Source organism: uncultured Stenotrophomonas sp. (assembly GCF_913778665.1).
Lineage (GTDB): Bacteria > Pseudomonadota > Gammaproteobacteria > Xanthomonadales > Xanthomonadaceae > Stenotrophomonas.
The window spans coordinates 105,325-125,255 of record NZ_CAJYVQ010000014.1; the positions used below are offsets into that span (position 1 = coordinate 105,325).

15 protein-coding genes and 1 rRNA gene are annotated in these 19,931 nt (G+C 67.6%); 7 read left to right on the forward strand and 9 right to left on the reverse strand.

The window, feature by feature from the left end:
• Positions 1-49 precede the first annotated feature (49 nt).
• The 4 genes from QZ853_RS20480 to glyQ all read right to left on the reverse strand — a co-directional run bounded on the left by QZ853_RS20480 (position 50) and on the right by glyQ (position 9,000).
• Positions 50-3,910 carry a translocation/assembly module TamB domain-containing protein gene (locus tag QZ853_RS20480; protein WP_295579837.1) on the reverse strand — a complete coding sequence of 1,287 codons (3,861 nt, stop codon included), beginning with the start codon at positions 3,908-3,910 and terminating at the stop codon, positions 50-52.
• Positions 3,907-5,703, reverse strand: a complete 1,797-nt coding sequence (locus tag QZ853_RS20485) for an autotransporter assembly complex family protein (RefSeq protein WP_295579928.1) — start codon at positions 5,701-5,703, stop codon at positions 3,907-3,909. Before QZ853_RS20485 ends, QZ853_RS20480 begins: the two co-directional genes overlap by 4 nt.
• A gap of 234 nt (positions 5,704-5,937) precedes the next feature.
• The gene (glyS, locus tag QZ853_RS20490) at positions 5,938-8,013 is read right to left on the reverse strand and encodes a glycine--tRNA ligase subunit beta (protein WP_295579840.1); all 2,076 of its coding nucleotides are present in this window, start codon (positions 8,011-8,013) and stop codon (positions 5,938-5,940) included.
• A gap of 75 nt (positions 8,014-8,088) precedes the next feature.
• The gene (gene glyQ / locus QZ853_RS20495) at positions 8,089-9,000 is read right to left on the reverse strand and encodes a glycine--tRNA ligase subunit alpha (RefSeq protein ID WP_049430272.1); all 912 of its coding nucleotides are present in this window, start codon (positions 8,998-9,000) and stop codon (positions 8,089-8,091) included.
• An 83-nt stretch (positions 9,001-9,083) separates the two neighbouring features.
• On the opposite strand from glyQ, the gene QZ853_RS20500 reads away from it, so the two are divergent.
• The 3 genes from QZ853_RS20500 to QZ853_RS20510 are packed head-to-tail and all read left to right on the forward strand — an operon-like array spanning position 9,084 to position 12,599.
• Positions 9,084-10,919 carry a GspE/PulE family protein gene (locus tag QZ853_RS20500; RefSeq protein ID WP_295579843.1) on the forward strand — a complete coding sequence of 612 codons (1,836 nt, stop codon included), beginning with the start codon at positions 9,084-9,086 and terminating at the stop codon, positions 10,917-10,919.
• A complete protein-coding gene (locus QZ853_RS20505; RefSeq protein WP_049430273.1) occupies positions 10,891-11,637 on the forward strand; it encodes a glutamine amidotransferase in 747 nt (248 codons plus the stop codon). The genes QZ853_RS20500 and QZ853_RS20505 overlap by 29 nt, the downstream gene beginning before the upstream one ends.
• A 50-nt stretch (positions 11,638-11,687) precedes the next feature.
• The gene (locus tag QZ853_RS20510; RefSeq protein WP_295579854.1) at positions 11,688-12,599 is read left to right on the forward strand and encodes a BPSS1780 family membrane protein; all 912 of its coding nucleotides are present in this window, start codon (positions 11,688-11,690) and stop codon (positions 12,597-12,599) included.
• Between the two features lie 84 nt (positions 12,600-12,683).
• Here QZ853_RS20510 and tatC read toward each other — a convergent pair whose 3' ends face one another.
• The 4 genes from tatC to QZ853_RS20530 form a co-directional block, all read right to left on the reverse strand.
• Positions 12,684-13,433, reverse strand: coding sequence for a twin-arginine translocase subunit TatC (gene tatC / locus QZ853_RS20515; protein ID WP_005420449.1), 750 nt, complete (start codon positions 13,431-13,433; stop codon positions 12,684-12,686).
• Complete coding sequence (tatB, locus tag QZ853_RS20520) at positions 13,430-13,891, reverse strand: Sec-independent protein translocase protein TatB (protein ID WP_295567651.1); 462 nt, start codon at positions 13,889-13,891, stop codon at positions 13,430-13,432. Before tatB ends, tatC begins: the two co-directional genes overlap by 4 nt.
• Before the next feature lie 15 nt (positions 13,892-13,906).
• Entirely contained in the window at positions 13,907-14,134 is a 228-nt protein-coding gene (gene tatA, locus QZ853_RS20525) for a Sec-independent protein translocase subunit TatA (protein WP_295567652.1), read from the reverse strand.
• Positions 14,135-14,209: 75 nt separating this feature from the next.
• Positions 14,210-15,094 (reverse strand): YSC84-related protein, encoded by an 885-nt coding sequence (locus QZ853_RS20530; RefSeq protein WP_295579901.1) that lies wholly within the window; start codon positions 15,092-15,094, stop codon positions 14,210-14,212.
• 165 nt (positions 15,095-15,259) lie between these two features.
• Here QZ853_RS20530 and hemH point away from each other — a divergent pair, with 165 nt between their 5' ends.
• From hemH to QZ853_RS20550, 4 genes are all read left to right on the forward strand, one after another.
• Complete coding sequence (gene hemH / locus QZ853_RS20535; protein ID WP_295567657.1) at positions 15,260-16,222, forward strand: ferrochelatase; 963 nt, start codon at positions 15,260-15,262, stop codon at positions 16,220-16,222.
• Positions 16,219-17,073: an alpha/beta hydrolase gene (locus tag QZ853_RS20540; protein ID WP_295579908.1), complete on the forward strand. Its 855-nt coding sequence runs from the start codon at positions 16,219-16,221 to the stop codon at positions 17,071-17,073. The genes hemH and QZ853_RS20540 overlap by 4 nt, the downstream gene beginning before the upstream one ends.
• Positions 17,074-17,199: 126 nt before the next feature.
• Positions 17,200-17,349 carry a hypothetical protein gene (locus QZ853_RS20545; protein ID WP_295579915.1) on the forward strand — a complete coding sequence of 50 codons (150 nt, stop codon included), beginning with the start codon at positions 17,200-17,202 and terminating at the stop codon, positions 17,347-17,349.
• A gap of 15 nt (positions 17,350-17,364) precedes the next feature.
• Positions 17,365-19,470, forward strand: a complete 2,106-nt coding sequence (locus QZ853_RS20550; RefSeq protein ID WP_295579919.1) for a methyl-accepting chemotaxis protein — start codon at positions 17,365-17,367, stop codon at positions 19,468-19,470.
• A 343-nt stretch (positions 19,471-19,813) separates the two neighbouring features.
• Here QZ853_RS20550 and rrf read toward each other — a convergent pair.
• Positions 19,814-19,928 (reverse strand): 5S ribosomal RNA (gene rrf / locus QZ853_RS20555).
• Positions 19,929-19,931: the final 3 nt, after the last annotated feature.

Below are 19,931 nucleotides of genomic sequence, written 5' to 3' on the forward strand. Positions count from 1 at the left end.
CACCCGCCGGGCGTGGCCCGGCGTGGCCCCGTCCACGCATGGCGTGGCGCTACTTTTCCCTGCGCCAGTTGATCGAACCACGGTTTTCCACCGTACTCGATTCCACTTCCACGTCGAAGCCACGTCGCAGCAGGTACTTCAGCGTGATCACCGAGCCGGCGCCGACCAGCGACACACCGTAGCCGACGTACAGCTTGGGCGAGATGTACTTGCCGACGCCGATCACCGATCCGCCCAGCGCGCGCGACTGGCTCACGCCGGCATCGTCCAGGCCCAGCTTGGCGCCCAGCTGCGAGGCGAGCAGGCCACTGCCGGCCGACAGTGCCGCCGAAGCCGCGTTCACCTGCTGGGCCTGGTCGCTGCTGGCACCAGTCAGGCTGCGCCCCAGCACCAGGTACGCCAGTGCTTCGGACTGCGACATCGCCGGATCGGACCATACGTCCGCGCGCGGCTGCTGCGCACGCCCGGTCACGTCGATGCCGGCGGTGACATCACCGACCCGGCGCTCGGCACGGATGTTGATGCGCGGGTCGGACACCGCGTTGTAGTTCCAGGTGAGGTTGCCGCGGGTGATGGTCAGGTCCTGTCCGTAGGCCTTGTAGCGACCGCTCACTTCCAGGCCACCGTTGGCGGTCATCTCGCGGCCGGGCTTGGCCCAGACCTGCATCTTGCCGGTCAGGGCGCCCTTCAGGCCGAAGCCGGTCATCTTCACCTTGTCGCCCAGGCTGACCGTCAGGTCCATGTCCAGCGGCGAGGTGCGCGATTCTTCCGGGTCTACCGGGTCGAGCACCACCACGTCCTCAGACACCGAGGTACCGCGGTCCAGGCGTTCAAGATCGATATCGGCCTCGGGCACATGCACGGTGCCGCGCAACTCCATCGCCGCCTTGGCCAGGGTGAAATCGAGGTTGGGATTGGCGACGATACGCAGTTCGCTGGTGTTGGACAGCAGCACGTTGTCGCCGTGGATCTTCAGCTGCAGCGGCTGTGCATCACCGAACCAGGAAAGGCCGCCATCCACGTACAGCGTGCCCTGGCCGGAGTTGGCCTGCGCGGTGATCTTGGCCGAACCATCGGGCTGGGCCACGAAGCTGCCCTTGCCCTGGTCGAATGTCAGGCCCAGTGCCGGGAACTCGCCCTTGAAGTTGCTCAGCTGCGCATCACCGCCCAGCGACGGCTGGCCACGCGTGCCACGCAGGCTGACGTGGCCTTCGATCAGGCCGGTCGGGCGCACGATGTCCGGCGAGAACAGCTCCAGCCAGTACAGCCGCGACATGTTGAGGTACAGCTCGCCATTCAACGGCGCGCTGGCTTCCCAGCCGGTCTGCATCTTGGCGTCGACGAAGCCGTTGCCCTGGAAGCCCATGCCCAGATAGCCCTTGATGCTGGCCGGGGTCATGTCGAGCTTCAGCGAGAACTGGTCATAGCGCACCAGCTCACCACGTGAGGCATCGCCCACCGTGGTGCGGTTCTCGCCCAGGCGCACGCCACCCTCCTTCGAGCGCACTTCCACATGGCCTTCCCAGGCATTGCCGCGCGGGCGGATCTGCGCGTCCAGGCTGACATCGCCACGCAGGTAGATGCGGCGGCCCGACTGCGGCGGCAGCCAGGGTTGCACCAGCGCCAGCGGCAGCGCATCACTGCGTACCAGCAGGCCCTCGCGCGGCCAGTTGGCCTGGGCGCACAGCGCGCCGCTGCTGGCGGCTGCCAGGCAGGCTTCGCCCAGCGTGTAGGTGCTGCCGTTGATCGCGAACGCCGCCGGTGCACGCAGCGACCAGGCATCACCCTTCACCGGTGCGATACGCAGCGATGCCAGCTCGCCACGCCACTGCGTGCCCTGCTGGCGCACGCTTCCCTGCAGTTCGATCGCGCCCATCTCGTTGCGCGTCTGCGCGGCAAGGCGCAGGTTGGAGACACTGCCCTGCGCGTCGATGTTCAACCGCTCCAGCAGCATGCCGGCATTGACCTGCTGGCCCTGTACCGCCAGCGTGCCGCTGTCGCCGCGCCACGGCAGGTGGCCCTTGATGCTCACGCTCCCGGCGCCGTAGCCATCCCAATTGAGGTTGTTGCCCACCAGATCGGCGGTGATGTCCGGCGCATCGCGCGGACCCTTAACCTGCACCTGGCCACGCAGGCCACCATCGGCGCCCGGCAGCAGATCACTCAGCTGCAGCGGTTCGAAACGGGCGTCGATGTCGAGGCGATCACCGACCTTGCCCGCCGCGGTCACCCGGCTGCTGCCCAGGGCCAGCTTCAGTTCGCCCTGGCCCTGATCACCCTGCAGCGCGAACTTGCCCTGCGCATCGAGATTGCGCTGGCGCAGGATGCCCTTCAGTGACGGCAGGTCCACCGTGGCTTCCAGTGTTCCGGCCGTGCCCGGCGGCGCATTGGCCGGCGGCGGCAGCTGGCGGCCCTTGGACGCCAGGTTGCCGGACAGGCGGCCATTCCAGCCCGGCACGAAATAGCCGGGGTCGAAGTCCTTCAGCGTGGCCTTGGCATCCCAGTCCAGCTGCGGTGCCCACGCCACCTGGCCTTCCACCTGCAGCTGGCCACCCGGCGTCTGCGCCTGCAGTTCGTGGATCGATGCAGCCTGGTCGTTGCCGCGCACGTCAAAGCGCAGCTGTGCCTTCTGCTTTTCGCGTTCGACTTCGGCACGGCCTATCGCCGCCCACGCCTTCAACGTACCCGCCAGGCCGAAACGCGCTTCCTTCAGCGTCACCGGTACCGGCGCGCTGCCGGCGGTGTTCGGGTCCGCTGCAGGCACGTAGGTCAGATCGCGTGCGACCACCGAGAAATTGAGTGTCTGCTGGTCTTCCTGGCTGAAATCGGCAGTGCCTTCCAGCCGCGCTTCGCCGCCGAGGCCCTTCAACCGCAGCGGCGAAACCTTCAGCACCTGGTCCTGCAATGACACCACCGACGGGGCCAGTTCCAGTTCCTGATCGCCCTGCTTCACCTTGCCCTGCAGATTGGCGTTGCCGCCCTTGCCGCTGGCAGTGAAGTCCAGGGCCAGCGGTGCGATCGCCGAGCTCGCCAGCGCCGGCGACAGCAGCGCCAGATCCAGTTCATCGCTGCGTACGCTGGCATTCCAGGCCGGATCGGTGCGGCCGTCGAACACCAGCATCGCCTTCAGCGGCTGCGGTGCACGGCCGGCCACGGCCACTTCCATGTGCGCGAGGTCGCCGCGCGCGACCAAGCCCAGGGTGGCGGCGGTTCGCCCACACGGTGCCGGCAGCACGGCGGTCACGGTCACGTCGGTATCGTAGTCCTTGGCCGGGATGTATCGGCCCTGGGCGGTGAGATTGCCCATGTCACTGTCCACGACCAGTTTGTGCGCCTGGAATTCGCCGTTGGCGATCTCGATGCCACCGCGCACGCGGCTGATGTCGATCACCGGCTCGTTGGCCTGGCTGATGCGGAAGCCATCGATGGCGATGGCATCGGCCTGGATCGCCAGCGGCATCTCGATCTGCGGCAGCGAGTCCGGCCACGACGGCAGCTTGAACGGCTCATCGCTCTTGGCCAGGTTCAAGGTCGCGTTGGTCAGCTCCAGCTTGTCCAGCAGCAGCTTGCGGCCCAGCAGCGGGCGCAGGTCCGGCTCCAGGTGCGCGCGTTCGGCATGGAAATGGATGTCGTTGTAACGGAAGTCGACGTTGTACAGGGTCAGTGGGCCCGCCACCGGGCCATCCACCTTGTCCCAGGTGAAACTGGCGCCGACCGGCAGGCGGGCCACCACCTGGGCCAGCAGCACGTCACGGCCGGCCACGGTCTGCAGCAGCCAGTACACCGCCAGAAGGGCCAGCAGCACCAGCCCGATCACGCCCACGCCGGACCACGCCCAGAAGCGGCGACGGCGATAGAAGCGCACGCGCGGCGGCGTGTTCGGGTTCGGGGTGGGGGCAGGCGTGCTCACAGGTCCGCTCCGATGTTCAGGTACAGCTGGAACTGCGAATCCGGGTTGTTCAGGCCATGCGCGATATCGATACGCACCGGGCCGACCGGCGATTTCCAGCGCACGCCGAAGCCGACGCCGGTATGCAGGTCGATGGTGTTGTCGAAGGCACTGCCGGTATCGACAAACACCGCCGCGCCCCACGGGCCTCCATTGAAGTAGTGCTCGTACTCGGCCGAGCCGATCACCAGGTTCTTGGCACCCAGTGCGTACTTGTCCGGCGCCGGCGTGCGCGGGCCGACCTCGCGGTAGGCATAACCGCGGATGCTGCGGTCACCACCGGCGAAGTAGCGCAGGCTCGGCGGCATCGCCACCAGGTCGCTGGTCCAGGTGGTGCCACCTTCGCCGCGCAGGATCAGCCGGTTGCTCTCGCCCACCGGGATGTACCAGCGCAGCACCGCGTTGGCCTGCACGAAACTGGTATCCGAACCGACGCCTTCGACGCCGGCGCGCATCGTCGCCGTACCACTGATGCCTTTGCGCGGGAACATCGTGTCGTCAACGTTTACGTAGTCGGCAACCATCTGCGGGTACACCAGCGTCGAGGTGTTGTAGACCGCGTCGGTGAACTCGGTGCCGGACGCATAGCGCCAGCGCTCGCGCAGGGCGTTGACCGAAGCGATCGCGGTCCAGTGCTCGTTGATCTCGCCGCTGCGGCTGGCGATCAGCTTGAAGTTGCGCAGGTCGATGTAATCGGTCTGCTCGTCATACGCGCTTGCAGCGAAGGTGTACCAGCCGTCGAGCCAGGCGAACGCCGGGATGCGGTAGCTGGTGACCAGGCTCTTGCGCTTCTGCGCATAGTCCAGCTGCGTATTCATCTTGTGGCCGCGGCTGTTCAGGAACCGCCGCTCGATGCCGCCGCGCACACCCGGGCCGCTCTCGCTTCCGTAGCTCAGGCCCGCGGTGTAGATGGTGCGCTTGGCGCGGGTCAGGTTGACGTCCACCGGCACGTCACCGTTCTCGTCAGCCTGATCCGGCCGTGGCTGGATGTCGATCACGCTGAAATAATCCAGCTTGGTCAGCGACTGCCGCAGCCGGTCCAGCTTGCCCTCGTGGTAGTAGCTGCCCTCGTCCCAGTACACCAGCGGATCGAACAGTTTGTCGACGAAGTAGTCCTGGTGGAAACGCACCGGTCCCATGTTGTAGCGGCGGCCGCTGTCCCAGGTCAGGTCGATGTCGGCAGCATTGTCGGCGCGGGTGATCTGCACCTGACGCTGGGTGTAGTCGGCGTCGAAGTAGCCACGCTCGGCCAGGCGCCGGGTGATGGTGATCTTGCTGGCTTCGTACTGGGTGTGCTCGAAGCGCTGGCCCTTGCGCGGCTTGAACGCGGCCAGGTCGTCCTGCAGGTACTGATCGTAGATTGCCGGGCCGGTGATGTCGATGTGCTCGCGGCGCACGGTCACCGGGGCGCCCTTGTCGACGTGGATGAGAACGCGCACGTGCTCATCCTCGCGCGGTGCTTCAACGGTGATCACCGGGTTGTAGTAGCCGAACGGTTCCAGCGCCTGGCGGGTCTGCCGCTCAGCCTGCGACAACAGGTACTCCAGGCGCGATTCGCCCTGCTCCTTGCCGATCGTGTCGTATAGCGACAGCGATTCCTGGATGTTCTCGATGATTGCGGCGTCGTCGCCCTTGTCCAATCCCTTGATGTCCACCTTGTCGATGGTGCCGCGCGCGTGGGCCACGGTAGTGGCGGCCAGCGACAGGACCATCAGCGGCAGGGCGTATTTCTTTGGCTGCATGCGGCACAGCATACCGACCGGAGGTGACGATGCGAAATGCATCACGCCGTTGGGGATCGGTTGTTAAGTCGCGGTCAAAATACGCGCCTTTGTGGCGATCATCGCGATCACAGGCGAGGATGCCCGCATCGTGCACGATGCCGGCGATGACCCCGATGGACATCCACCGTCAGTTCCGTGCGCAGGGACGATGCCGGCCAGCGGCCGGCACTCCCGGTGGGTGCCAAGCTTGCTTGGCACCACAACTCAGCTCGACAGATGCTCGATCGCCGCCACCTTGCCCAGGCGCTCACCCAGCAGCGTCAGCAGCGCCAGGCGGTTGCCGCGCAGTGCCGGATCCTCGGCATTGACCATCACGCCATCGAAGAACGCATCAACCTGCGGGCGCAGGCGCGCCAGGCGTGCCAGCACGGCCACGTAGTCCTTGTGATGCAGGCTGGCGCCGGTGTCATCGATGGCGGCGGTGACCGCCTCGGCCAGCGCACGCTCTGCGTCTTCCTGCAGCAGCGCCGGATCGATCTGGCCGGGAATCTCGCCCTCGGCCTTGCGCAGGATGTTGCGGATGCGCTTGTTGGCCGCGGCCAGCGCTTCGGCTTCCGGCAGCGCGGCAAACGTGCCGATTGCGTCAAGGCGACGGTCGAAGTCGTACAGCGAAGCAGGCTTCAGCTCGGCCACGGCGTTGAAGTGCGTGGCCGGCACGCCCTTGTCGCTGTAGTAGCCCTTCAGGCGGTCGAGGATGAAGTCGTACAGCTCGCCCACATCGGCCTGCACGTTGCGTGCCGCCAGGCCGACGTTGGCGCTGGCCAGCAGCGCGCGCAGGTCCAGCTCGAAGCCGCTTTCGATGACCGTGCGGGCCAGGCCCAGCGCGTTGCGGCGCAGGGCGAACGGGTCCTTGTTGCCGGTCGGCTTCAGGCCGGCAGCGAAGCCACCGGCCAGGGTGTCCAAGCGCTCAGCAATGGCCAGCACCTTGCCCAGCGCCGACAGTGCGATGTCATCGCCACCGAAGCGCGGCTGGTAGGCCTCGTCGATGGCCAGCGCCACCTCGGCCGATTCGCCACCGGCCACGGCGTAGTGGCGGCCGGCGATGCCCTGCAGTTCCGGGAATTCATTGACCATGCGCGACTGCAGATCGTTCTTGGCCAGCTCGGCGGCACGCTTGGCCAGCACGGGATCGGCACCGGCCTGCGGCGCGATCACTGCAGCCAGGGCCGCCACGCGCGCTACCTTGTCGGCCACGCTGCCCAGCTTGGCCTGATAGGTCACCGTCTTCAGGCCGTCGCCCATGGACGCCAGGCCCTGCTTCAGGTCTTCATCGAAGAAGAACTTGGCGTCGGCGAAGCGCGGGCGGATCACGCGCTCGTAGCCCTTGGCCACTTCGGCCACGTCCTTCGACTCGATGTTGGCGATGCCGATGAACTTCTCGGTCAGCTTGCCGCTGTCATCAAGCACCGGGAAGAACTTCTGGTTGATCTCCATCGTCTCGATCAGCGCTTCCTGCGGTACCGCCAGGAACGCGCGCTCGAAGCTGCACAGCACCGCCGACGGCCATTCGACCAGGTTCACCACCTGCTCCAGGTTGTCGTCGGTGATGCGGGCGCTGCCACCGGCCTTGGCCGCAGCAGACTCGACCTCGGCGACGATGCGCGCACGGCGCTCGCTCGGGTCGACCAGCACGAACGCAGCGCGCAGCGCTTCAACGTAGTCCTGCGGCTGCGCCAGCGACACGGTCTGGTCGTGGTGGAAACGATGGCCACGGCTGACGCGGCCGGCCTGCAGGCCGAACAGTTCGGCCTTGACCACGTTGGCACCGTGCAGCAGCACCAGCCAGTGCGCCGGGCGCGCGAAGCCCCAGGCGTGGTCGCCCCAGCGCATCGGCTTGGGAATCGGCATCGCCTCGATCGCCTCGCGCAGGATCTCCGGCAGCAGGCTGGCGGTGCTCGCGCCCGGGCGCACCGCACGGTGCACGAAGCGCTCACCCTTGTTGTCGGTGGTCTTCTCCAACGTGGTCCAGTCGATCCCGGCCTTGGCGGCGAAGCCCTGCAGGGCCTTGGTCGGCTGGCCTTCGGCATCCAGCGCGATGTTCAGGTACGGGCCCAGCACTTCGCTGTGCTGTTCCGGCTGTTCCAGGCCGACGCCCGGCAGCAGCACGGCCAGGCGGCGCGGGGTCGACAGCGGGCGCGCATCGCCCAGTTCCAGCGCGACGCCGCGCTTGCGCAGGCCGTCGACAACACCGTCGAAGAAGGCCTGGGCCAGGCCCGGCAGCGCCTTGACCGGCAGCTCCTCGGTGCCTAGTTCGATCAGCAGGGGGGACAGTTGGCTCATCGGTTCGATCCTGTGGTGGGGGCGCAGCGCGCAACGCGTCCGGCGCCCCGGAAGTTGAGAGAGGGAGAGCGGCCGTCAGGCCTTCTTCGCGCCCGGGAAGCCCAGCTTCTCGCGCTGCTCGTAGTAGGCCTTGGCCACCGCCTGGGCCAGCGCGCGCACACGCAGGATGTAGCGCTGGCGCTCGGTCACGCTGATCGCGCGGCGCGCATCGAGCAGGTTGAAGGTGTGGCTGGCCTTCATCACCTGTTCGTAGGCCGGCAGCGGCAGGTTCACTTCCACCAGCTTCTGCGCCTCACGCTCGCAGGCATCGAAGCGATGGAACAGCTCTTCCACGTCGGCGTATTCGAAGTTGTAGGTGCTCTGCTCCACCTCGTTCTGGTGGTAGACGTCGCCGTAGGTCACCGGCTGGCCGTCCGGGCCGTAGGTCCAGACCAGGTCGTAGACGTTGTCGCAGTTCTGCAGGTACATGCACAGGCGTTCGAGACCGTAGGTGATCTCGCCCAGCACCGGGCGGCATTCCAGGCCACCGGCCTGCTGGAAGTAGGTGAACTGGGTCACTTCCATGCCGTTGAGCCAGACTTCCCAGCCCAGGCCCCACGCGCCCAGCGTGGGCGATTCCCAGTTGTCCTCGACAAAGCGCAGGTCGTGCACCAGCGGGTCGATGCCCAGCGCCTTCAGCGAATCCAGGTACAGCTGCTGGATGTTGTCCGGCGCCGGCTTCATCGCCACCTGGTACTGGTAATAGCGCTGCAGGCGGTTCGGGTTTTCGCCGTAGCGGCCGTCGGTCGGGCGACGCGAGGGCTGCACGTAGGCCGCATTCCAGCCTTCCGGACCGATCGCACGCAGGAAGGTGGCCGGGTGGAAGGTACCGGCGCCCACCTCCAGGTCGAGCGGCTGGATGAGCACGCAGCCCTGCTGGGCCCAGAACTGGTTCAGGGTCTGGATCAGGCCCTGGAAGGTGATCGGAACGGTCGGGGTCGCGGACATGCGTACGAGTCTTGGCCGGCAAGGGGGTGCGCTAGTATAACGGCCGACCTGCGGGGCATTCCGTACCCGGGAGGAGCAGGCAGATGGAACATCGGCTGCCAGCAGGCACGCCCGGCGAGGCGGGCGGCATCCCGCTGCCCAGGGGACGGCTGCATTTCGAGCAGATCGCTGCGGCGCTGATCGCCGATGGCCTGGTGGCCGAACAGGACCGCGAACGCATGCGCTTTTCGGCGCAGGGCGCGCGCAACGCCAGTGAAGTGCATCCGCTGGTGCTGCTGTCCAACCTCAAGCTGGCCGCCACCGGCGGCGGCGAACTGAGCCTGGAACGCCTCACCGAATGGCTGGCGCAGCGCACCGGCAGCCGCTACCTGCGCATCGACCCGACCCGGGTCGATGTCGCCGCGGTCACGGCACTGGTGTCGCACGCCTACGCCCGACGTCATCGTTTCCTGCCGCTGGCGGTGGATGCCGAGCGCGTGCTGGTGGCCACCAGCGAGCCGCTGGTGCAGGAATGGCGTCGTGACCTGCAGCACCTGACCCGCCGCCGCATCGAACTGGCGGTGGTCAACCCCCTGGACCTGCACCGCTACACCATGGAGTTCTACGGGGTGACCCGCTCGGTGCGCGGCGCCCGCAGCGACGCGCGTGGCGAGGCCAGCACCACCCTGCCCAGCTTCGAGCAGCTGGTCGAACTGGGCCGCACCGGCGACGTCAACGCCGACGACCAGCACATCGTGCACATCGTCGACTGGCTGCTGCAGTACGCCTACGAACAGCGCGCCTCGGACATCCACCTGGAACCGCGCCGCGAGATGGGGCGCATGCGCTTCCGCATCGACGGCGTGCTGCACAAGGTGTTCGAAGTGCCGCCGGCAGTGATGACCGCCGTGGTCAGCCGCATCAAGGTGCTGGGCCGCATGGACCTGGCCGAGCGCCGACGCCCGCAGGATGGTCGCATCAAGACCCGTTCGCCAGGGGGCCGCGAGGTCGAGATGCGCCTGTCGACCATGCCCACGGCCTTCGGCGAGAAGTGCGTGATGCGCATCTTCGACCCGGATGCCGCCTTCAAGAGCATCGACCAGCTCGGTTTCAGCCCGCAGGAGGCCGCAGGCTGGAATGCGCTGGTCGAGCGCCCGCACGGCATCGTGCTGGTCACCGGCCCGACCGGCTCGGGCAAGACCACCACCCTGTATTCCACGCTGAAGCGGCTGGCCACCCCGGACGTGAATGTGTGCACGGTGGAGGATCCGATCGAAATGATCGCGCCCGAGTTCAACCAGATGCAGGTGCAGGCCAACATCGACCTGGACTTCGCCAGCGGCGTGCGCACCCTGCTGCGGCAGGACCCGGACATCATCATGATCGGTGAGATCCGCGACCTGGAGACCGCGCAGATGGCGGTACAGGCCTCGCTGACCGGCCACCTGGTGCTGTCCACCCTGCATACCAACGATGCGCCGTCGGCGGTCACCCGCCTCCTTGATCTGGGCGTGCCGCATTACCTGCTGGCCAGCACCCTCAACGGCATCCTCGCCCAGCGCCTGGTGCGCACGCTGTGCCCGCACTGCAAGCAGCCGCACAGCCTCGGCGCCGCCGATTGGGCGGTACTGGCTGATAGCCATGGTGCATATCCAGATGCCGCCACGCCCTGTCGGCCGGTCGGTTGCCTGGAGTGCCGGCGCACCGGATTCCTCGGCCGCATCGGCCTGTATGAGTTGCTGCCATTGGGTTCGCGGCTGCGCGGGCAGATCCGCGCCGACATGGATCTGGCCGGTTTCACCCGCGCCGCGCGGACTGAAGGGCTGCGAACCCTGCGCCAGGCCGGGCTTGAAAAGGTGGCGCAAGGGCTGACTACAATCGAGGAAGTCCTGTCAGTCCTGCCGCCCCCGGATGAACCCAGCTCCGTTCCTGATCCTTGAAACCGGCCGCCCGGTGCCGTCGCTGCGCCGCTACGGGCGCTTTCCGCACTGGATCCGCGTCGCCGCCGGACTGGAAGAGCATGAGACGGTGGTGGTCGACGTCGAGCACGGTGGCGCCCTGCCCGATCCGCACGCCTTCGCCGGCGTGCTGGTGACCGGCTCGGCGGCGTTCGTCACCGACCACGCCGACTGGAGCGAGCGCAGCGCGGCATGGCTGCGCCAGACCGCCCACGATGACCTGCCGGTGTTCGGCATCTGCTATGGCCATCAGCTGCTGGCGCACGCGCTGGGGGGCGAGGTGGCCTACAACCCGGCCGGCCGCGAGTCCGGCACGATCGAGCTGGAGCTTCAGCCGCAGGCCGCGCAGGACCCGCTGTTCCAGGGCCTGCCGCAGCATTTCGCAGCCCACGCCACCCATCTGCAGACCGTGTTGCGCGCGCCCGACGGGGCCGAGGTGCTGGCCCGTTCGCCTCTGGACGGCTGCCATGCCTTCCGCTGGGGGCGCCAGGCCTGGGGCGTGCAGTTCCATCCGGAGTTCGCCACCCACCACATGCGCGGCTACGTGCGCGCCCGCGCCGACTGCATCGGTCGCCACGGCGGCTGTGCCCGCAGCATCGAGCGCGCGGTCAGCGCCGCGCCGCTGGCCCGCCAGCTGTTGCGGCGCTTCGTCCGCCAGGCGCGGCTGTCTTCAGCCCAGCCGATGGCAAAACAGGGATAATCGGCGGCACGGGCACGCGCCCGGCCCCTCCTGTCCCCTCCCGGATGTCCATGAAAGAGATTCGCAAGCTGCCGGCTTCGGCGGGCGCCCAGTGGTTGCTGGATACGTTCTCCCTGTACCGGCGTGCGCCGCTGCAGCTGGCCCGGATCGGCCTGACCTGGCTGCTGGTGAGCTGGGTGGTCACCCTGCTGTCGACGCTGATACCCGGCGCCGCCGGCATGGCCGTGCAGCTGATGACCCTGGCCATCTCGCCGATCATGTTCGGCGGCATGCTGTACGCCGTTGGCGAAATCGACGAAGGCCGCGCGGGCCTGGCTTCGCACCTGCTGCAGCCGATCCGCGACCACCGCGTCAGCCACCTGCTGGTGCCGCTGGCCATCCAGGTGCTGGCGGTGCTGCTGCTGGGCGCGCTGCTGTTCCTGATGATCGGCCGCGAGGGCTTCACCGCCTTCAGCGAGGTCATGACCAAGATGGAAGAGATCAGCCGCAGCGGCCAGCAGATCAAGCCGGAGGATGCCGCCGCGCTGGTCGCCAACCTGCCGGCCAAGCGCATCGCGCTGTGGATGCTGCTGGTGTTCCTCAGCGCGGTGGCACTGTCGCTGGCGATGTTCACCCAGCCGGCGCTGGTGGTGTTCGACAAGCAGAGCGGCATGCATGCATTGCGCCTGAGCCTGCAGGGCTGCATCGAGAACATCGGCGCGATGATCGTGTTCGCCGTGCTGGGCCTGATCGCCGCGTTCTGCATGTACATCCTGTTCGTGATCGTGATCCAGATCGCGATGCTGATCGGTGGCCCGCTCGCCGCGGCCTTCATCGCCCAGCTGGTGCTGACCACGGTGCTGATGCCGCTGTACGTGGGCGCGGTCTATGCCGCGTGGAAGCAGATGTTCGTGCACCGCGGCAGCCGCGCCGCGCCGCCGATCCCGACCACGCCGACCTCCAGCGACATCTTCCACGCCTGACCGGAACATCGGTAGATCCATGCCGTGCGTGGATGTCGCATCGCGTCAAACCACGCGCGTCGCGCACCGACCGGCGCTACCGGATCAGGCGGCGGGCTTCTTCACTGCCGACGATGGCACCAGCCAACGCGCGGCGTGGATGCCCAGCTCGTACAGCAGGCACATCGGGATCGCCAGCATCAGCTGCGAGACCACATCCGGCGGGGTCAGCACCGCTGCCAGAACGAAAATGCCAACGATCGCGTAGCCGCGGCCTTCCTTGAACTGCTGCGGCGTCACCCAGCCCAGCAGCACCAGGATCACCATCGCCACCGGCAGCTCGAAACTGCCGCCGAAGGCGAAGAAGATCGCCAGCACGAAGTCCAGATAGGCATTCGCATCCGGCGTGATGGCGATCACGTCCGGGCTGAAGGTGGTGAGGAAATGGAACACCGCCGGCAGCACCAGGAAGTAGGCGAAGGCGCAACCGGTGTAGAACAGCAGCACCGACGACACCAGCAACGGGACCGCCAGGCGCTTCTCGCGCGCATACAGGCCCGGGGCAACGAACGCCCACAGCTGGTACAGCAGCCAGGGCACCGCCACGAACAAGGCAACGAAGAAGGTCAGCTTCAGCGGCGCGAAGAACGCGCCGGCCGGATTGGTGGCGATCATCGTCTGCCCGTTGGGCAGCTGCGAGACCAGCGGTTCGGCCAATGCGTTGTACAGCTTCTGGGTGAACGGCAGCAGCGCCAGCAGCACGACGCCCAGGCCCAGCAACGCGCGCACCAGGCGGCCGCGCAGTTCGACCAGATGTTCGACCAGCGAGCTTTCGCCGAAATCCTGTTCACTCATGGCTGGCGCTCCGTGCTCTGGTTCGGCGGCGTCGCACCGGCTTCAGGCGGCGTGGCCGAAGCCGGCTCGGCAGCAGCGCCTTCCGGCGCCGGTGCAACCGCGTCGGGGGCGGCGCCCATGTGCGGCGGCACATCGGCCGGTGCCGGTGCACGTACCTCCTGCGCCAGCTCATCGCCCTGCTGCTGCGCCTGCTGGGCTCCGCGACGGATCGCCTCGCCGCTGGCGCGCAGCTGGTTCTCAGTGTCCTGCATGCCTTGGCGTACGTCCTGCATCTGCCGCTTGATCTCCTCGGCCTGCAGTTCGCGTTCCAGTTCCTGTTTCACCGAATCCCACTGATTGCGGGCACGACGTACCCACAGCCCGGCGAAGCGGGCCGCCTTGGGCAGGCGCTCGGGACCGAGCACCACCAGGGCGACCACGGCAATCACCAGCAGTTCGCTGAAGCCGATATCAAACACCGCGACCGCTCCGGATCAGCGTGGGTTGCGGTCGTGCTCGTCCTGCGCGGTGCGCGAGGCGTCCTGGCTGCGCGATTCGTCGCCCAGCTGCGCGTTCGGCTTGTCGTCGTCGCGCATGCCCTTCTTGAATTCCTTGACCGCCGAGCCGAGGTCCTTGGCGCCACTGGTCAGGCGCTTGGTGCCGAACACCAGCAGGACGATGGCCAGCACGACCAACCAATGCCAGATGCTGAAACTGCCCATAAAGACGCTCGTTACGTTAGTGATCAGGCTGTCGAGCATAGCGCACCGGCTGTCAGCCGGCGCGCGTGACGAAAGTCAGTTTCCGCCCAGCGTTTCCGTGCGGATCTCGCCGTCGTTGACCGGCTGGAAGCCCTGCTGCTGCGGCGGCGGGTTCTGCGGCACGTTCTGCAGGGGCGCGGTGGTGGCCTCGGCCGGCGCTGCCTGAACAGGCGCCGGGGCGACTGCCGAGGGCGTGGCCGGGCGCGGCGCACTGCCGCCGTTGCCGTTGCGGTTGTTGCGAGCGGCGTAGGTGGCCTCTTCCAGGCGATCGCGGAAAGCGACCACGTCCATCGACGGCGATCCGGCGGCGCGGCCTTCGAAGATCATCCGGGGCGTGGTGTTGCTGCCGTAGGCATCAAGGTTGGCGGCATCGTCGATCTGCAGCACCGCGCCATCCAGCGCGACGCCGGCGAACAGGCCGCGGGCACGCGACCACGACCAGATCTCGGCCTTCAGCTGGCCATCGGTGGCGGCCGCGGCATTGCGGCCAACCGGTCCGGCGGCGACGCCGGCATCGGCGCCCAGCGTGAACTTGCCGTTGACCAGGTTGTCCAGGCTGCGATCGTTGCGGAACACCAGCACCACGTCGGAAGACTGGACACCGGCCTGGAAGCCGATGCTGCCGCCGGTGAGCTTCACGAACACCGGGTTGGACCAGGCGCCATTGGCCATGCGCACCGACATCAGGCCGTGGCCGCGGCGACCGCCGATGACCAGACCGGCCTTGATCGTGTCAGGAATGACGATGACCGCGCGGCCTTCGTCGAGCAATTTGTCCGGAATGCCCTGTTCAGGGATTCCCTGGATTTCAGCCAGCACACGCACGGCGTTGCGCGCACGCTGGTCTTCCTGCGGCCCGGCCATGGCCTGGCTGGACAGCAGACTGGCGGCGATCAGCAGGGCTTGGATCGGGCGACGCATGGCAGGCTCCAGAAGTCAGTCCATAGGAAGATATAGCAAGTGACTGAAATTAGTAGTGTTGTCATGAATATCCTATGAGCGTTCCCTGCTCATATAGGCGCGTGCTATGCATGCAATCCGAACCCTGCATCCCGGTGCCACGCCGGATCGGCGACAATAGCGACCATGCTCGACGCTCCCGATACCGCCGTGCTGGCGGTCAACCTAGGCACCCCCGAGACGCCGACGGCCCCCGCCGTACGCCGTTACCTGGCTGAATTCCTGTCCGACCCCCGCGTGGTCGCGATCCCGGCGCTGCTGTGGCAGCCGCTGCTGCGTGGATTGATCCTGCCGCTGCGCAGTAGCCGTTCGGCGGCCAAGTACGCGCAGGTCTGGCTGCCCGACGGCTCACCACTGATGGTGCATACGCGCCAGCTGGCGCAGGCCATGCAGGCCCTGCTGCCGACCCTGACGGTGCGCCACGCGATGCGTTACGGCGAACCGGCGCTGGCCGGCGAGCTCGACCGTCTGGCCGCCGGCGGCGCGCGCCGCATCGTCGTGCTGCCGCTGTACCCGCAGTACTCCACCACCACCACCGCCTCGGTCGAAGACCGGGTCGATGCGTGGCAGCGCCGCAACCCGGGCGTGACCGTCAGCCTGGTGCGCGACTACTCGGTCGATCCGGGCTGGGTCGAGGCCGTGGCCGGCTCGATCCGGCGCTACTGGGAGCAGCACGGTCGTGGCCAGAAACTGATGTTCTCCTTCCATGGCATCCCGCAGCGCCTGGCCGATGGTGGCGATCCGTATCCGCAGCGCTGCGAGGCCAGTGCGCAGGCCATCGCCAACGCGCTGGGCCTGGGCGGCGACGAGTGGCAGATGGGCTACCAGTCGCGGTTTGGCCGCGAGCGCTGGCTGCAGCCGTATGCGGAGCCAAGCCTGTGGGCGCTGGCCGAGTCCGGTGTGAAGCAGATCGACGTGGTCTGCCCGGGCTTTGCCACCGACTGCCTGGAAACGCTGGAAGAAGTGGCGCTGGGCTTCACCGAGACGCTGGCCGAGCGCGGCGCGAAAATGCGCTACATCCCCTGTCTCAACGCCGAACCGGAACATGCGCGCGCACTGGCACGGCTGGCTGTGGCCTCGCTGGCATGAGCCTGCAGCCGTTTGAACTCGAGGCCGGTGGCGCGCGCGTCGCCGGCCTGCGCAACCATGGCGACGGCCCGCGCGTACTGGCCCTGCATGGCTGGCTCGACAACGCGGCCAGCTTCGTGCCGCTGGCGCCGCATCTGGCGTCGTTGCAGCTGGTGGCCATCGACCTGCCCGGTCACGGCCACAGCGCGCATCTGCCGGCCGGTGCCAGCTACACCACGGCCGCCGCGATCTGCCACGTACTCGACGTGGCCGATGCGCTGGGCTGGGACCATTTCAGCCTGCTCGGCCATTCGATGGGCGCCGGCATCGCCAGCCTTACCGCCTCGGTCAGTGATCGGGTGGAGCGCTTGGTGGCGATCGAAGCGCTCGGCGGCCTGCGCGGCCCCGAGGAAGAGACAGCCAACCGCCTGCGCGAGCACGTGAATGCCACGCGTGGGCTGGGGCGCAAGCAGCTGCGCGTGTTCCCCGACCTGGCCGCGCCGATCCGCGCGCGGATGATGACCAACCAGCTCAGCGAGCGCTGTGCACGCCTGCTGGTCGAACGCGGCGTGGAGCCGGTCGAGGGTGGCTATCGCTGGTGCAGCGATCCGCGCCTGATGCTGCCGACCGCGATCCGCCTCAGCGAAGGCCAGATCGACAACCTGCTGCAGGCCATCGCCTGCCCGACGCAGGTGATCTATGCCACACCAGCACAGTCGTACTATCCCGAACCAATGCGCAGTGATCGCCTGCAGCACCTGCGTGATGGGCGGCTGGCGGTATTTCCCGGCAACCATCATCTGCACATGGAAGAACCGGCGCAGATCGCCGACGTGATCCTGCGCTTCTTCGGCAACGACAGCGCCGGCTGAGTCGCGGCGCCCGCGCACTTCACTCTGGGCGTCTGCGGCCGATACATCAGTTGCGGGCCCCTGCGCCCGCGGCACGCGGGTCCGGTCGGGCCTGCGGCATGTATCTGGTTCTGCAAGGAAGTCCGCATGCCTGCTTTGCTGCACCGTCATCCACAGGATGTGGCCACGGTGACCCGTCTCCGCGCCGCTGATCGCGCCACCTTCCCCGAATTCCCGGTCCACGCCCTGCTCACGCGTTATCGCGTGCGCAGCGGCGTGGCCGTTGTCATCTGCTGATCCAGGAGTCATCCAATGTACGCTGCATTTTCCCGTCCCCCTGATACCTCCCGTCTGCCGCATCTGCAGCAGCTCGCCCGCCGCGCTGACCAACGCCTGCTGGTCGTCGGCGCTGCACTGGCCATGGTCGGCGTTGCGCTCGCCCTGAATGGCGCGCAGGCCGTGGGCCCCGCGCTGGCGGCGGTGGCGCTGCTGCCGGCCGCATGGCTGGCAGGGCCGTTGGCCGGTCGCGGGATCGCCCGCAACGGCCTGGCACTGCTGCTGGCACTCCAGCTGGCGCTGCTGTGCGCGGCCGGCAGCGTGTCACCCGCGCTGCCGATTGCCGTGCTGCTGGGCATGCTGCTGAGCCATCGTGACCGTTTCCCGGTGTGGGTGGCCGGTGGCGTCGGCGCGCTTGCCCTGCTCGTGCCGCTGCTGGACGCGGCTGCGTTGTGGCCGACGCTGCTGCAGGCCGGCCTGTTCGCTGGCCTGACCCTGTTCCTCGGCCAGGTCGCGTTGCGCCTGCGCCAACAGACCGAAGCGCTCGGCCACGGCCCACATCGTTTGGCCGCGCTGGCACGTGACATCGCCACCGGCGCCGACCTGACCGCCCATGCCCACGCCACGGCCTATGCACCCGGTTCGCTGGCGCATGCGCTGGCCGATACCGCAAGGCACGTGCAGGCGCAACGCGACCGCGAAGCCGCTGCGAATGCCGAGAATGCACAGATCCGCCAGGCGCTGGATGTTTCGCGCACAGCGATGATGATCGCCGACAATGATCACGTGATCCGCTATGTGAACCGCTCGGTGGTGGCCCTGTTGCGCAAGCAGCAGGCACCGCTGCGCGAAGCCTTCCCTGATTTCGATGCGGAGCGTCTGGTCGGCAGCAGCATCCACCGCTTCCACGCCAATCCCGAGCGCATCCGCGCGATCCTCAATGGACTGCAGGTCACCCACAACGGCAAGGTGCAGATCGGCCCGGTGCACTTCGCCCAGGTAGTCACTCCGGTATTCGACGCGCAGGGCGTGCGCCTGGGCTTTGCGGTGGAGTGGCATGACCGCACCCATGAGCTGGCGCTGGAAAACGCGGTGGCCGGTATCGTCGCCGCTGCCGCTGCGGGGGACCTCGACCAGCGCCTGCAGGCACGCGAAGGCGCCAGCTTCCTCGACGGCCTCACCGGCGGCATCAACCAGTTGCTGGACACGCTCGGCAGTACCGTTGATGAGGTACGGCAGATGCTTTCCGCGCTGGCCAGTGGTGATCTCCATCGACGCATGCACGGCGAGCATCACGGCGCGTTCGCCGCGATCCAGCGCGACGCCAACGCCACCGCCAGCCAGCTCTCTCGCATGGTGGGCCGCATCCAGCAGTGCGCCGCTTCGATCAGCACGGCCGCCAGTGAGATTGCTGCCGGCAATGGCGCGCTGTCCGAGCGCAGCGAGCGCCAGGCGGCGCATCTGCAGGAAACCGCAGCGTCGATGGAGGAGCTCACCTCCACGGTACGCCAGAACGCCGCCCATGCCCGCCAGGCCAGTGAGCTGGCCGCGTCCACGCAGCGTGCTGCCGGCGACGGCAACGCGGTGATGCAACGGGTGGTCGACACGATGCAGGCCATTGAAGGTGCATCGAAGCGGATCGCTGACATCACCGGCGTGATCGATGGCATCGCCTTCCAGACCAACATCCTCGCGCTGAATGCCGCGGTGGAAGCGGCGCGCGCGGGCGAGCAGGGCCGCGGCTTCGCCGTGGTTGCCAGTGAGGTACGCGTGCTCGCGCAGCGCTCGGCCGCGGCAGCACAGGAAATCAAGACGCTGATCGACGAAGCCGGTCGCCAGGTCGGTGAGGGCGCCCAGCTGGTCGCCGATGCCGGCCAGCGCATGCAGGGCATCGTCGGTGGCGTGGAGAACGTCAGCCACCTCATGCGCGAGATCTCCGCCGCGTCGCAGGAACAGTCGATCGGCATCGAGCAGATCAACCAGACCGTGGTGCAGATGGACCAGGCCACGCAACAGAACGCCGCTCTGGTGGAGGAAGCCACCGCTGCGGCACGCGAACTGCAGTCGCAGGCCGGGACGCTGACCGAAGCGGTCTCGGTGTTCCGCCAGCAGGAGGTGCGCGGGATCGCACGCGTTGCCTGAGTCCCCGGTGTAACGCGATCGGATGAAAACGGCGCCCGCAGGGCGCCGTTTTTTTAAGTGTCCTGCGTGATGGATCACGGCAAGCGCACGCCCCGGTGGCATCGACCCATCGGTAGTGCCGGCCGCTGGCCGGCAACCAGGGCGCGCGCAGTGCGCAGGCCCACACCACGCACGCATCGCGTAGATCCACCGACAACTGCCCTAGGTGCATTGCCCCCGCATCACCGACGGTAGTGCCGGCCGCTGGCCGGCAATCGTGATCTACTGGTGCATTCCGGCAGGTGTATTCTGCTGCGGACAAAGAAAAACCCCGCTGCGTGAGCAGCGGGGTTTTGGGTATAAACCCTGGCGATGACCTACTCTCGCATGGCTTGAGCCACACTACCATCGGCGCAGCTGCGTTTCACTTCCGAGTTCGGGATGGGATCGGGTGGTTCCACAGCGCTAATTTCACCAGGGAG

Coding starts and splice junctions, on each gene's coding strand:
- glyQ (WP_049430272.1), bottom strand. CDS start 9,000: ATGTCCGCGACCCCGACCGTTCCGATCACCTTCCAGGGCCTGATCCAG.
- QZ853_RS20540 (WP_295579908.1), top strand. CDS start 16,219: ATGAGCCTGCAGCCGTTTGAACTCGAGGCCGGTGGCGCGCGCGTCGCC.
- tatC (WP_005420449.1), bottom strand. CDS start 13,433: ATGAGTGAACAGGATTTCGGCGAAAGCTCGCTGGTCGAACATCTGGTC.
- hemH (WP_295567657.1), top strand. CDS start 15,260: ATGCTCGACGCTCCCGATACCGCCGTGCTGGCGGTCAACCTAGGCACC.
- QZ853_RS20485 (WP_295579928.1), bottom strand. CDS start 5,703: ATGCTGTGCCGCATGCAGCCAAAGAAATACGCCCTGCCGCTGATGGTC.
- QZ853_RS20500 (WP_295579843.1), top strand. CDS start 9,084: ATGGAACATCGGCTGCCAGCAGGCACGCCCGGCGAGGCGGGCGGCATC.
- tatA (WP_295567652.1), bottom strand. CDS start 14,134: ATGGGCAGTTTCAGCATCTGGCATTGGTTGGTCGTGCTGGCCATCGTC.
- QZ853_RS20510 (WP_295579854.1), top strand. CDS start 11,688: ATGAAAGAGATTCGCAAGCTGCCGGCTTCGGCGGGCGCCCAGTGGTTG.
- QZ853_RS20530 (WP_295579901.1), bottom strand. CDS start 15,094: ATGCGTCGCCCGATCCAAGCCCTGCTGATCGCCGCCAGTCTGCTGTCC.
- QZ853_RS20545 (WP_295579915.1), top strand. CDS start 17,200: ATGCCTGCTTTGCTGCACCGTCATCCACAGGATGTGGCCACGGTGACC.
- QZ853_RS20550 (WP_295579919.1), top strand. CDS start 17,365: ATGTACGCTGCATTTTCCCGTCCCCCTGATACCTCCCGTCTGCCGCAT.
- QZ853_RS20505 (WP_049430273.1), top strand. CDS start 10,891: ATGAACCCAGCTCCGTTCCTGATCCTTGAAACCGGCCGCCCGGTGCCG.
- glyS (WP_295579840.1), bottom strand. CDS start 8,013: ATGAGCCAACTGTCCCCCCTGCTGATCGAACTAGGCACCGAGGAGCTG.